This window comes from Baekduia sp. (assembly GCF_035996765.1).
Lineage (GTDB): Bacteria > Actinomycetota > Thermoleophilia > Solirubrobacterales > Solirubrobacteraceae > Baekduia.
Genome location: NZ_DASYJG010000008.1, coordinates 69386 through 80551, shown reverse-complemented (window position 1 = coordinate 80551; position 11166 = coordinate 69386). Strand labels below are relative to the sequence as shown.

Annotated in this window: 14 protein-coding genes; 4 read left to right on the top strand and 10 right to left on the bottom strand. The window is 71.2% G+C overall.

Going from position 1 to position 11166, the window contains the following annotated elements:
- A partial coding sequence (locus tag VGO10_RS01405) for an ATP-binding cassette domain-containing protein (RefSeq protein WP_327464375.1) occupies nt 1-929 on the top strand: 929 nt, incomplete at its 5' end.
- A 66-nt stretch (nt 930-995) separates the two neighbouring features.
- Here the strand turns inward: VGO10_RS01405 and groL are convergent.
- Entirely contained in the window at nt 996-2624 is a 1629-nt protein-coding gene (gene groL, locus VGO10_RS01400) for a chaperonin GroEL (protein WP_327464373.1), read from the bottom strand.
- A gap of 10 nt (nt 2625-2634) precedes the next feature.
- Nucleotides 2635-2928, bottom strand: coding sequence for a co-chaperone GroES (gene groES / locus VGO10_RS01395; protein WP_327464371.1), 294 nt, complete (start codon nt 2926-2928; stop codon nt 2635-2637).
- Between the two features lie 208 nt (nt 2929-3136).
- Between groES and VGO10_RS01390 the strand changes: the two genes are divergently transcribed.
- The gene (locus tag VGO10_RS01390; RefSeq protein WP_327464369.1) at nt 3137-3775 is read left to right on the top strand and encodes a hypothetical protein; all 639 of its coding nucleotides are present in this window, start codon (nt 3137-3139) and stop codon (nt 3773-3775) included.
- Nucleotides 3776-3787: 12 nt separating this feature from the next.
- On the opposite strand, the gene VGO10_RS01385 is transcribed toward VGO10_RS01390, so the two are convergent.
- The 6 genes from VGO10_RS01385 to VGO10_RS01360 all read right to left on the bottom strand — a co-directional run bounded on the left by VGO10_RS01385 (nt 3788) and on the right by VGO10_RS01360 (nt 7596).
- Nucleotides 3788-4171, bottom strand: coding sequence for a response regulator (locus VGO10_RS01385; RefSeq protein ID WP_327464367.1), 384 nt, complete (start codon nt 4169-4171; stop codon nt 3788-3790).
- 30 nt (nt 4172-4201) lie between these two features.
- A complete protein-coding gene (locus VGO10_RS01380) occupies nt 4202-4600 on the bottom strand; it encodes an ASCH domain-containing protein (protein WP_027005183.1) in 399 nt (132 codons plus the stop codon).
- A 13-nt stretch (nt 4601-4613) separates the two neighbouring features.
- Complete coding sequence (locus VGO10_RS01375) at nt 4614-5054, bottom strand: NUDIX hydrolase (RefSeq protein ID WP_327464361.1); 441 nt, start codon at nt 5052-5054, stop codon at nt 4614-4616.
- The gene (locus VGO10_RS01370) at nt 5054-5746 is read right to left on the bottom strand and encodes a Crp/Fnr family transcriptional regulator (protein WP_327464360.1); all 693 of its coding nucleotides are present in this window, start codon (nt 5744-5746) and stop codon (nt 5054-5056) included. The genes VGO10_RS01375 and VGO10_RS01370 overlap by 1 nt, the downstream gene beginning before the upstream one ends.
- Nucleotides 5747-5822: 76 nt before the next feature.
- On the bottom strand, nt 5823-7112 hold the full coding sequence (locus VGO10_RS01365) for a DUF4349 domain-containing protein (protein WP_327464358.1): 1290 nt from the start codon (nt 7110-7112) through the stop codon (nt 5823-5825).
- Nucleotides 7099-7596, bottom strand: a complete 498-nt coding sequence (locus VGO10_RS01360; protein ID WP_327464356.1) for a sigma-70 family RNA polymerase sigma factor — start codon at nt 7594-7596, stop codon at nt 7099-7101. The genes VGO10_RS01365 and VGO10_RS01360 overlap by 14 nt, the downstream gene beginning before the upstream one ends.
- An 88-nt stretch (nt 7597-7684) precedes the next feature.
- On the opposite strand from VGO10_RS01360, the gene VGO10_RS01355 reads away from it, so the two are divergent.
- Nucleotides 7685-8212 carry a hypothetical protein gene (locus VGO10_RS01355; protein ID WP_327464354.1) on the top strand — a complete coding sequence of 176 codons (528 nt, stop codon included), beginning with the start codon at nt 7685-7687 and terminating at the stop codon, nt 8210-8212.
- 24 nt (nt 8213-8236) lie between these two features.
- Here the strand turns inward: VGO10_RS01355 and VGO10_RS01350 are convergent, their stop codons facing one another.
- Both VGO10_RS01350 and VGO10_RS01345 read right to left on the bottom strand, forming a co-directional pair.
- Nucleotides 8237-8980: a glycerophosphodiester phosphodiesterase gene (locus VGO10_RS01350; protein ID WP_327464352.1), complete on the bottom strand. Its 744-nt coding sequence runs from the start codon at nt 8978-8980 to the stop codon at nt 8237-8239.
- A complete protein-coding gene (locus tag VGO10_RS01345; protein ID WP_327464350.1) occupies nt 8968-9744 on the bottom strand; it encodes a DNA-formamidopyrimidine glycosylase family protein in 777 nt (258 codons plus the stop codon). The genes VGO10_RS01350 and VGO10_RS01345 overlap by 13 nt, the downstream gene beginning before the upstream one ends.
- A gap of 28 nt (nt 9745-9772) precedes the next feature.
- Between VGO10_RS01345 and VGO10_RS01340 the strand changes: the two genes are divergently transcribed.
- Nucleotides 9773-11089 carry an FAD-binding oxidoreductase gene (locus VGO10_RS01340; protein WP_327464348.1) on the top strand — a complete coding sequence of 439 codons (1317 nt, stop codon included), beginning with the start codon at nt 9773-9775 and terminating at the stop codon, nt 11087-11089.
- Nucleotides 11090-11166: the final 77 nt, after the last annotated feature.

Genomic DNA, 11166 nt, shown 5'->3' with positions numbered 1-11166 from the left:
AGCTCGAGCCCGGTGGTGCGCTGACCCGCTACGAGGGCGGCTACAGCGCTCATCGTGCCGAGCGCGAGCGCCGGCGGGCGAAGCTCGCCCTCGACCACGAGGCGCAGGAGAAGCGACGACGACGCCTGGAGGCGGACATCGCGACGACGCGCCGCCAGGCCCAGCACACCGAGAACACCGTCAGCCGCGCCGCGGCCCCGAAGCTCAAGCGCTACGCCAAGAAGGTGGCCCGCAAGGCCAAGGCGCGCGAGGGCCGGCTGCGGCGCGAGCTCGAGGGCGATGCGGCGATCGCCGCGCCCGTCGAGTCGCCGGTCCTGCGCCTGCGCCTGCACGACCGCGGGCGCGGGCGGCGGCGCATCGCGGCGCTGCGCGGCGTGCGCTCGCGCGGGCTGGCCGAGGTGGAGCTCACGCTGCATCGTGGCGACCGCGTCGCGGTGACCGGGCCCAACGGCGCCGGCAAGACGACGCTGCTCGACGTGCTCTCCGGCGTCCTCGTGCCGGCGGCGGGCACGGTCGAGCTCGCGGGCGCGGTGCGCGTGCTGCCCCAGACGCCGGTCGCCCTGCCGGGTGACGAGCGCGTGGTCGACTGGCTGCGCGCCCAGGCCTCGCTCGACGAGGGCGCCGCGCGCACCCTGCTCGGCGCCTTCGCGCTGGACACCGTGGCGGTGCACCGTCCGCTGGGGCGGCTGAGCCCGGGCGAGCGCGCGCGGGTGCACATGGCGGCGATGGTCGCCTCGGGCGCCGAGCTGCTGCTCCTCGACGAGCCGACCAACCATCTCGATCCCGAGACGCTCGAGGCGGTCGAGCGCGCGCTGCGCGCCTTCGCGGGCACGATCGTCGCGGTCTCCCATGACCGCGCCTTCCTCGAGGGCCTGGGCGTGACCAGGCGCATCGTGGTGCGCGACGGGGCGGTGCGCGAGGTGGCCTAGAACGACGAGGGGCCCGGCGCGAACGCCGGGCCCCTCGAATGAAGCGGTCGCTCCGAAGGGAGCTGCCTACATCATGCCGCCCATGTCGGGCATGCCACCGCCACCGCCGCCGCCATCCTTGTCCGGGATCTCGGCGACGATCGCCTCGGTCGTGAGGATGTTCTTGGCGATCGAGGCCGCGTTCTGCAGCGCAGAGCGCGTGACCATGGCCGGGTCGATGACGCCCTCGGCGACGAGGTCGACGATCTCGCCGGTCGCGGCGTTCAGGCCGAAGCCCTTCTTGGCCTTGCGGACGTCGTTGACGACGACCGAGCCCTCGTGGCCGGCGTTCTCCGCGATCTGACGGAGGGGCTCCTCGAGCGCGCGAAGGACGATGCGGGCGCCGGTGCGCTCGTCATCGATGGCGTAGCCGTCGAGCTTGATGGCCTCGGCCGCCTGCAGCAGCGCGACGCCGCCACCGGGGACGATGCCCTCCTCGAGGGCCGCGCGGGTCGCCTGGAGGGCGTCCTCGACGCGGTGCTTCTTCTCCTTCATCTCCGTCTCGGTGGCCGCGCCGACCTTCACGACGGCGACGCCGCCGGAGAGCTTGGCGAGGCGCTCCTGGAGCTTCTCGCGATCGAAGTCGGAGTCCGTGGACTCGACCTCGCTCTTGATCTGGTTGATGCGGCCCTTGATGGCGGCCGCGTCACCGTTGCCGTCGACGATCGTCGTGTTGTCCTTCGCCACGACGACGCGGCGGGCACGGCCCAGCTGCGAGATCTGCGTGTTCTCGAGCTTGAGGCCCATCTCCTCGGTGATGACCTCGCCGCCCGTCAGGATGGCGATGTCCTCGAGCATGCGCTTGCGGCGGTCGCCGAAGCCCGGAGCCTTGACGGCCACACCGGTGAAGGTGCCACGGAGCTTGTTGACGACCAGCGTCGCGAGGGCCTCGCCCTCGACGTCCTCGGCGATGATGAGGATCGGACGGCCGGACTGGATGACCTGCTCGAGGACCGGCAGCACGTCGCGGACGGAGCCGATCTTCTGGTTGGCGATCAGGATGTAGGGGTCCTCGAGGACCGCCTCCATGCGCTCCTGGTCGGTGACCATGTAGGGCGAGACGTAGCCCTTGTCGAACTGCATGCCCTCGGTGAACTCGAGGTCCATGCCGAACGTCTGGCCCTCCTCGACGTTGACGACGCCGTCCTTGCCGACCTTCTCGATGGCGTCAGCGATGACGTCGCCGATCTCCTCGTCACCAGCGGAGATGGTGGCAACGCGAGCGATCTGGTCCTTGCCCTGGACGGGCTTGGAGAGCTTGCGGATGTTGTCGACGATCTGGTCGACGGCCTTCTCAATGCCCTTCTTCAGGCCGAGCGGGTTCGCACCAGCGGTGACGTTCTTGAGGCCGTTGCGGACGATCGCCTGGGCGAGCACCGTCGCGGTCGTCGTGCCGTCGCCGGCGACGTCGTTGGTCGCCGTGGCGACCTCGCGGACGAGCATCGCGCCCTGGTTCTGGAAGACGTCCTCGACCTCGATCTCACGAGCGATCGTGACACCGTCGTTGGTGATCGTGGGAGCGCCGAACTTCTTGTCGAGGACGACGTAGCGACCCTTGGGGCCGAGCGTGACCTTGACCGCGTTGGCAACGGCGTCGACGCCGGCCTCGAGGGCCTTGCGGGCCTCGGCGTTGTACTTCAGTTCCTTGTGAGCCATAAAAGATCTCCTAGTTCTCGATCTTGGCCAAGACGTCGGACTCGCGCAGGACCAGCAGGTCCTCGCCGTCGACCTTGATCTCGGTGCCGCCGTACTTGCTGTAGAGGACCGTGTCGCCCTTGGCGACATCGAGGGGGATCCGCTTGTCCCCGTCCTCGTCGAACCGGCCTTCGCCGACGGCGATGACCTCACCCTTCTGCGGCTTCTCCTTGGCCGTGTCCGGGAGCAGGAGGCCGCTGGCGGTCTTCTCCTCCTCCTCGATGGCGCGGACGATCAGCCGATCGCCGAGGGGCTTGAGCTTCATTCTGGTGACCTCCAGTGAGGTGACGGACTGCAACGTTGAATGCGACTATTGGCACTCGCAGGGGTGGAGTGCCAGCGCTGGTTCCATACTAGCGAGCCGAAAAGGGCCGTCAAGGCCTATTTGGCACTCTGCACATCTGAGTGCCAAGACGATCGGCCATCCGTTGAGCACTGCGATGGTCCGGGTCCGAACGGTCGATGGCAGTGCCATGGAGCAGAAAGGGCTGCGTAGCGGCCACTTCGTTGCGCTCGTGGGCGCGCTGGCCGCGTTCGCGTCGCTGTGGCGCCCGTGGTACGAGATCACGATCCCCCAGCATCTGCGCGATGCGTTCAGCGGACAGCTCGGCCAGGATCCCGGCCTGCTCGGTCAGATGGCACGTGGGCTCGCCACCGCGCTGCCGAGCTCGATCTCGGCCTCGGGCTGGAAGGAGCTGCAGGGTGCCGACGCGGCGGTGGCCGTGGGCGCGCTGGCTGTCGTGGCGCTGGTCCTCGGTGCGGGCGGGGCGTTCGGCTCGGCCGTTCGGATCGATCCGGCGGCTGCCGCGCGTGGCATCGCCGCCGTGGGCGCGGCCGGCGTCGTGCTGGCGCTCGTGCACGTCGTGCATCGGCCGATCGACAGCCAGTACCTCCACGTGGCGCAGGGTCTGTGGATCGTGCTGGGCGGCTGCGTCGCCATCGTGGCGGGTGGCCTATGGGCCGTCGTCGACACCGGCGGCTCCGGCGCCAAGAGCCGTTCGACCCTCACGCCGCTGCCGACGTCGTTCCCGCCGCTGGAGCCCGAGCTCCCGCCCGTGTTCGCGCCCTCGTCGGGCGCTGCCGCCGGCTCGGTCCCGCCGCCGGGCGTCTAACGAACGACCGAACTACCCGCGCTCGCTCGCAGCCGTCGCCACGCGCCGCACCGCATCAGCCAGCGCTTCGGCGTTCGCCGCCTTGCTGACGTGCCCCTCGGCGCCGGTGCTGCGCGCCACCCCGGCCAGCTCCTCGTCGGGCATGCCGGAGATCAGCAGAATGCCGGCGTCGGGCAGGTGCTCGCGCACATAGGCGAGCACCGCCTCGGAGTGCTCGGGCTGGGGCAGCAGACGATCGAGGATCACGACATCAGGACGAGCATCGGCTAGCCCCGCGATCGCCTCCTCGGCGCTGCGGACGGCAGCGACGACCTCGATGTCCTCGTGAGCTTCCAGCCAGGCTGACGCCAGCGTTCCGAAGCCCAGCGAGTCATCTGCGATGAAGACACGCAGCACGGTTGACCCCTCGCCCGTGCGTGTGGCGCGCTAGTTTTGCGCGCCGCCGATGCCCAATCGGGCATCGGTGAACGACGGAGGGTGGACGATGATCTGCGAGAACCGCACGACGGTCACGATGTCCTCCATCGTCACCTTCTTGCCGTAGATCTGCTCGAGGAAGTGGATCATCTCCTCGTGGCGGCGGAATTCCGGGTTGTCGTGCTCGATGTCCCGAGGCGTCAGGTCGCGGACGCGCTTGACCTCGACCTGGTCGATGACCGCATCGAAGATCTTCTCCCGCGGCGAGTGCTGGTAGCCGATGGTCACCATCACCGCCTGGTTCTTCTTGTACTTGTGCGACTTGTCGCCGAGGCGAATCGTCGCCGTCTTGCGACCGCGCTTGAGCTGATCAGCGAAGATCGTGGAGTAGAAGTTCAGGACCTGCATCCGACGGCGGAGACTACTCGTCGGAGGTGATCTGCGACAGGGCGCGCGCCGCCATCCCTCGCTCACCGTCATAGGTCAGGCGCTCGGCGGCCTCGCTCAGCGGCATCCAGCTCGCCTGTTCGACCTCATCATCATGGTCGGCGATATCGCCCCCGATATAGGCGAACAGGAAGAAGTCCACCTGCTTTGCGATGCGCTTGCCGTTGCGCATGTACCAGTAGCGGACCGCGCCGAGCTCGCCGAGCGGCTCGGTCTCCACGCCGGCCTCTTCGCGGACCTCGCGCGCGGCGGCTTGCAGCGGCGTCTCGCCCGGGTCGACGTGACCTTTGGGCAGCGCGAGCACCTTGGCGCCGCTGGCCGCGCGCCGAGTCGGCACGATCACGATGCAATCGGTACCGCGCACCACGACGCCGCCGGCCGAGTGCTCTGACGGAGACAACAGCCCGCCGGCCATCAGTAGACGTAGCGCTCCAGCGCGGAGGGCTCGTGCACGGTCACGCGGCCGCGGCCCTGGGTGACGACGCCGGCGCGCTCCAGGACGGCGAGGAAGCGGCTGGCGGACTCCCGCGAGGAGCCGGCCAGTTGGGCGATGTCAGCCTGGGTGATCGTCACCAGCACGTCGCGCTCGGCCGCGCCCTCGGATTGGGCCTGGCGCACGAGCTGGCCGAGGACGCCGGCGACGCGTGACTGGACCGTCTGGAAGGACTGGCGGGCGAGGCGCTCGTTGGCCTCGCGCAGGCGCCGGCCCAGGCCGATGACGAGCTTGACGGCGATGTCGGGGTGCTCGCGCAGCAGCCGCCGCATGTCCTGGCCGAGGATCGCGATCGCCTCGACGTCGTCGAGCGTCTCGATCGTCGCCGAGCGCTTCTCGTCGTCGAACATCGCCAGCTCGCCGAAGATGTCGCCCGGCCCGAAGTGCGCGAGCGTGATCGTGCGGCCGTCGACGTTCTCGCGTACGGCGCGGGCGTGGCCGCGGCCGACGATGTAACACGTGTCGCTGGCGTCGCCCTCGCGGAAGATGACGGTGTTGCCGTCGAAGTGGCGGGGCACCGCGACGTCGGTGACGCGGCCCAGGTCACCCGGTGCGAGCGCTTCGAAGACCGGCACCTGGGCCAGCAACTCGACGCTCTGCGCACTGGAGGGCACCGGTGGAGTCTATGGGAGTTGTGTGACGGCGGTCGCACATTGAATGCGGCCCACCCACCCGACCGGTGTCCGGCGTTCAGGCGGTCCCGTCCAGCGCGCTTTCGCGCCGGCGTCGCCGCAGCGTGCGGCCGGCGAGCAGCGCGAGCGCGGCGAGGATCGCCAGGGGAGCGAGGACCGCGAGGGCGATCAGCGCCACACCGCCGGCGACCTGGAGGATGCGGCCGGCATCGTGCAGGGCGTCGCGCGGGGTCCAGGCGCCCCCGTCGTTCTTGGTGGCCTTGCCGGTGCCCTGGACGGTGACGGCGACGGTCGCAAGGTCGGCCCGGCGCCGCTGGGCGTCCAGCGCGCCCTTGCGCTGAGCGATCTCGGAGCGGTTGTCGGCCAGGCGCGCCCTGAGGCTGGCGATCTGGCGGTCGGTCGTCGCCTTGCCCAGCGCGCGCAGCAGCGCGGCCCGCTCGGCGCGCGCGTCGGAGAGCTGGTCGGCGGCCGAGACGGTCGCGGCGGTGATGTCGGTCGCGCTCTGGTTCAGCGCGCCGACGTGGGCGAGCTTGGAGAGCCGGGCGAGCGTGTCGTCCAGACGCGCGGACGGGATCCGCAGCGTGAAGCTGGCCTCCCCGCCGCCGTCGCGGGTGGCGATGTCGGAGCGCTGGACGTAGCCGCCTGCGGCCTGGGTCTCGCGCACGACGCCGTCGGCGGTCTGCTGGACGTCGTCGGGCTTGGGGGTGAGCGTGAGGTCGGCGGCGCGCTGGACCTTGCGGTTTTGCTGGGTGGTGGCCGTCGCGGGCGCCGCGGGCGCGGCGGCGGTGAGCGAGGGGTCGCTCTTTGGCGCTGCGGCGCCGCCGGCGGACGTGCTCGCCGCCGGCGCGGCGGAGTCGGCGCTGCTTGCGCCGGTCGAGCCGCGGGCAGCGCTGAGCGCCTCGGCGGCCGACTTCTCGGCGGTGCTCGGGGCCCGTCCTTCGGCGGAGAGCGTCTGGGAGGAGGACGAGGAAGACGACGACGAGGAGTCGCCGAGGTCCTGCGACAGCGGCTTGGAGTGCGTGTCCACCAGGGCAACGGCCACGATCCCGGCGAGCACCGCGGCCGCGAGGCCTGAAGCGAGGAGCTGTGGCGCGCGCAGGCGTGCGCGCCACGACGGCTTGCTCGCGCCGTCGTGGCGCGACACCGCGGCCTCTCGCGGGAAGCCCGCGTGCACACGGGCGTCCAGCGACGCGAGGAACGCGGCGCTCGGTTCCGGCTTGGCCGCCTCGACGTCGGCGACCAGCAACGCGAGGTCGGGGTCGGCGGTCGGCTCGTTGGCGAGCGCGGCGTTGAGCTCGCGTAGGCCGCGCAGGATCTCGGGGTCGGGCAGGGCGTCACGACGGCGCATGGCAGGCCTTCCGGAGTCGGGTGACCGCGCGGTGCACGCGGGTGCCCGCGTTGGCGACGGAGATGTTGAGGACCTTGGCGATCTCGGCGTTGTCGAGGCCGGCGTGGAACTTCAGCGCGATGAGCTCGCGCTCCCGCGGGTCGAGTTGGGCGAGGGCGGCGGCCACGGTCGCGCGGCGCAGGGCGGCCTCGTCCTCGGCCATCCCGTCGTCGTGCTCGGCGTCCGGGGCTTCCGGGTCGGTCACCAGCGCGGCGATGCGCTTGCGCGCCCGGAGCTCGTCGAGCGCGGCGTTGCGGGCGATGCCGAACACCCAGGCCCGCTGTGTGCCGCGCTTGGGGTCAAACCCCGCCTGGCGGCGATAGGCGCGTTCGAAGGCGCTCGCGGTGACGTCCTCGGCCGCCGCGCGGTCGCGCAGCAGCGTCATGACGTAGGCGAAGACATCCGACGCCGTCTCGCGATAGAGCGCATCGAACCGGACGGTCATCGGTTCGGAAGTCGAGATCTCCATGACAGTTCCCACGTCGACACTACGGTCCACTGGCCTTTCCATCACACGCGGGTACATTTCGCGCGTGCATCTCCTGCGTCATGCAGTTGCCGGCGGCCTGGCCGCACTCGTCGCCCTGAGCGGCGCGGCGGCGCTTGCCGGCGCCGCCACCACCGGCCCGACCGTCGATCAGTCGCCGCTGCTCTGGGCGACGATCAACATCTGCGACACCGCCAAGCACCCCGACACGATCGGCATCCGCGCCTCGATGCCCGGCTCGGGCAAGAAGGCCGAGAAGATGTACATGCGCTTCCAGGTGCAGTACTTCCGGGCCTCGACCCAGACCTGGGCGCCGACCGACGCCACCGTCGACTCCGGCTTCCAATCGGTCGGCTCGGCCCTGTTTCGTCGCCGCGAGTCTGGCTGGAACTTCTCGATCACCCCGCCGCCGGCGGGCCAGACCTACCGCCTGCGCGGCATCGTCTCCTTCGAGTGGCGCATCGGCAAGAAGGTCGTGCGCAAGGCCCAGAAGCGCACCCACTCGGGCCACAAGGGCACCTTCGGGGCGGACCCGAAGACCGCCAGCGCGGCGGAGTGCATCATCAAGCCGTAGGGCGAAGGGCGAGCCTCGCCGGTCTCAGGCGTCGAAGAGGCGAGGGTCGTTGGTGATCACGCCGGTGACGCCCATGCGCTCGAAGCGGCGGATCTGCTTGGCGTCGTCGACGGTCCAGACGTAGAGCTCGCCGCCGGCGCGCTGCACGGCGCGGACGAAGTGCGGGGTGACGAGCGAGAAGTGCGACATGACGGCATCGACCTCGCCGGCGCGCATCGCGCGGACGATGGCGCGGGGCACGGTGCGGCGTAGGAGCAGGACCGTCGCCAGCGCGAGCGGCTTGGTCGCCGGGTTGGCCAGGTAGTTGCGCTTGACCTTGGGCACGGACCAGCCGATGCGGATCTTGTCGGACGCCGCCCGCAGGACCGGCAGCGAGACGACCTCCATCGTGGAGATGAGCGTGCGCTCCTCCATCCCGCGCTCGCGCAGCGCGGCGACCACGCGCTCCTCGTAGCCGTGGGTCTTGAGGTCGACGTCGAGCTCGATGCCGGCGAACGCCTGGCTGCTGAGGTGGTCGAGGCCCTCCTCGAGCGTCAGCGGCGTGCGCCGTGCCGCGTCCTTGAAGTCGTGGGCGAGGACGAGGCGGCCGGTGTACTCGCCGTCGCCGTCTCGCTCGGGCAGGACGTCGAACTCGACCATGTCGCAGCCGTGGGCGAGCGCGGCGTCGAAGCTCGCCGTCGTGTTGCCGGGCGTGATGTGGTCGGCGCCCTTGTGGCCGATCCGCCGCACGGCGCGCTGCTGGGTTGAGGTCGAGGTCAGCTCTGGCATCCGGGGCACCAGTATGTCGTCCGGTTGTCGTCGCCTTGCCCGCGGCCGAGGATGCGCTCGCCGCAGCGCGGGCAGGCCCGCCCGGCGTTGTTATAGATCTTGCGGTGGCGCTTCTGATTGCCGTCGCGTGCGGACTCCTGCATCCGCGGACGCAGCTCGTGCACGATGCGCAGCACTTCGTCGTCGCTGACGGTTGCCGTGGCTCGCCACGGGTCGACCTCGGCCAGCCAGCAGCCCTCGGCCTTCCAGAGGTTCCCGATCCCGGCGACGATCCGTTGGTCCAGGAGCGCGTCGCCGATCCCGCGCGTCGGGTCGTCCTCGCGCAGCCGGCGCAGGACCGCGCGCTCGTCGAACGCCTCGGCGATGATGTCGGGGCCGAGCGCGCCGAGGCGCAGGTCAAAGCGGCGGCGCGTCTCGGTCAGCAGCTCGAGGACCGGGCCGTCGAACTGCACGACGTCCTGGCCGCCGCGCGTGATGACCAGCCACGCCCGCCGCGGTGCGCGGTGCCAGCGCGCGCCCTCGGGATGGACGCGCCACGCGCCCGTCATCCGCAGGTGGGAGTGGATCGTCAGGTCGCCGGCGAAACGCAGGAACAGGTGCTTGCCGTGGGCGGTGACCGACTCGACCTCGCGGCCCTTCAGGCGCTCTGGCCAGCGGTCCTTGCCGAAGCGCGCATGCGGTGTACGAATCGCGTCGGGGACGTGGCCTTCCAGGACCGGCCGGATCCGATTGGCTGCGTAGTGGATGGTGTCGCCCTCGGGCATGCGCGCTCTTCGAGGGTACGGTGGAGAGGTGCACGCCGATCTTGCCTCGCTGGTGGGCGCCGAGCACGTCGAGTCCGACGTCGCGCTGGCCGACGCCAGCGGCCTGTCGGGGCGCGTGCCGGTCCTGGTCGCGCCGGGCAGCGCCCAGGAGGTCGCCGCGGTCGTCGCCTGGTGCTACGCGCATGACGTCGCGATGGTCCCGGTCGGCGGGCGCAGCGGCTACAGCGGCGGGATCGTGCCCGTAGCCGATGGTGGTCGCGACACCGTCGGCATCGCGCTGGATCGTCTGGATCGCGTGCGGTCGTTCGATCCGCTGCGGTGGCGCATGGAGGCCGAGGCGGGGGTGAAGACGGCGACCGTCGCGCGGCGTGCGCGCGAGAACGGGCTGCTCTTCCCGCCGGATCCGGGCGCTGCAGAGCAGTCGCAGCTCGGCGGCAACCTCGCGACCAACGCCGGCGGACCGCATGCCTTCAAGTACGGCGTGACGGGGCGCTGGGTGACGGGCGTCGAGGCGGTGATCGCGCCGGGCGAGTTGGTGTCCTTCGGCGGCGCGGTGCGCAAGGACGTCGCGGGTCTGGATCTGTGCGCGCTGCTGATCGGCAGCGAAGGGACGCTGGGGATCATCACCGCCGCGTGGCTACGGCTGGTGCCCGCGCCGGCTGCGACGTTCCCGGTCGCCGCGGCGTACGGGAGCGTGCGCGAGGGCTGCGCGGCGATCGACGCGGTGCTCGGATCCGGCGTCGTGCCGGCGGCGATCGAGTACCTCGATGGGCGGTGCATCACGGCTGCGCCGGCGCCGTTTCTGCCGGGTGCTGGTGGTGCCCAGTTGTTGGTGGTCTGCGAGGCGGAGTCTCTGTCTGACCGCGATGAGCTGTTGGAGGCCTTGGGTGCCGGCGCCGTGGCGCCGCCGGCGACCGAGGTCTGGCGCTGGCGCGACGGCGTCTCGATCGCCGTGCGCGCCGTGCGTGGCGAGAAGCTCTCCGAGGACATCGCGGTGCCGGTCGAGCGGCTGGCTGACGCGATCGAGGGCACGATCGAGATCGGCGCGCGCCACGGGTTGGAGGGGTGCTCGTGGGGCCACGCCGGCGATGGCAACCTGCACTCGTCGTTCCTGCTCGATCCGGGCGATGAGGAGATGCGCGCGCGGGCCGATGCGGCCGCGCAGGAGCTCTTCACGATGGCGCGCGAGCTCGGCGGGACGGCGAGCGGCGAGCATGGGGTTGGGTTGTTGAAGGCCGGCCAGCTGTCGGCGCAGTGGGCGCCGGCGGCGGTGGCGGCTGCGCGCGCGGTGAAGGGGGCGCTGGACCCGAAGGGGTTGTTCAACCCGGGCAAGAAGGAGCCGTGAGGCGGCGTTGAGGCCTTGGTGCGGGCGTTGGTGGCGCCCAGTGCGGGCGTTGGCTGGTGATGTGCGATGTGGTCTGT

What these genes read in the sequence shown, in the direction of transcription:
- groL (WP_327464373.1), bottom strand. Translation starts at nt 2,624, where the DNA reads ATGGCTCACAAGGAACTGAAGTACAACGCCGAGGCCCGCAAGGCCCTC.
- groES (WP_327464371.1), bottom strand. Translation starts at nt 2,928, where the DNA reads ATGAAGCTCAAGCCCCTCGGCGATCGGCTGATCGTCCGCGCCATCGAG.
- VGO10_RS01390 (WP_327464369.1), top strand. Translation starts at nt 3,137, where the DNA reads ATGGAGCAGAAAGGGCTGCGTAGCGGCCACTTCGTTGCGCTCGTGGGC.
- VGO10_RS01380 (WP_027005183.1), bottom strand. Translation starts at nt 4,600, where the DNA reads ATGCAGGTCCTGAACTTCTACTCCACGATCTTCGCTGATCAGCTCAAG.
- VGO10_RS01375 (WP_327464361.1), bottom strand. Translation starts at nt 5,054, where the DNA reads ATGGCCGGCGGGCTGTTGTCTCCGTCAGAGCACTCGGCCGGCGGCGTC.
- VGO10_RS01365 (WP_327464358.1), bottom strand. Translation starts at nt 7,112, where the DNA reads ATGCGCCGTCGTGACGCCCTGCCCGACCCCGAGATCCTGCGCGGCCTA.
- VGO10_RS01360 (WP_327464356.1), bottom strand. Translation starts at nt 7,596, where the DNA reads ATGACCGTCCGGTTCGATGCGCTCTATCGCGAGACGGCGTCGGATGTC.
- VGO10_RS01350 (WP_327464352.1), bottom strand. Translation starts at nt 8,980, where the DNA reads ATGCCAGAGCTGACCTCGACCTCAACCCAGCAGCGCGCCGTGCGGCGG.
- VGO10_RS01345 (WP_327464350.1), bottom strand. Translation starts at nt 9,744, where the DNA reads ATGCCCGAGGGCGACACCATCCACTACGCAGCCAATCGGATCCGGCCG.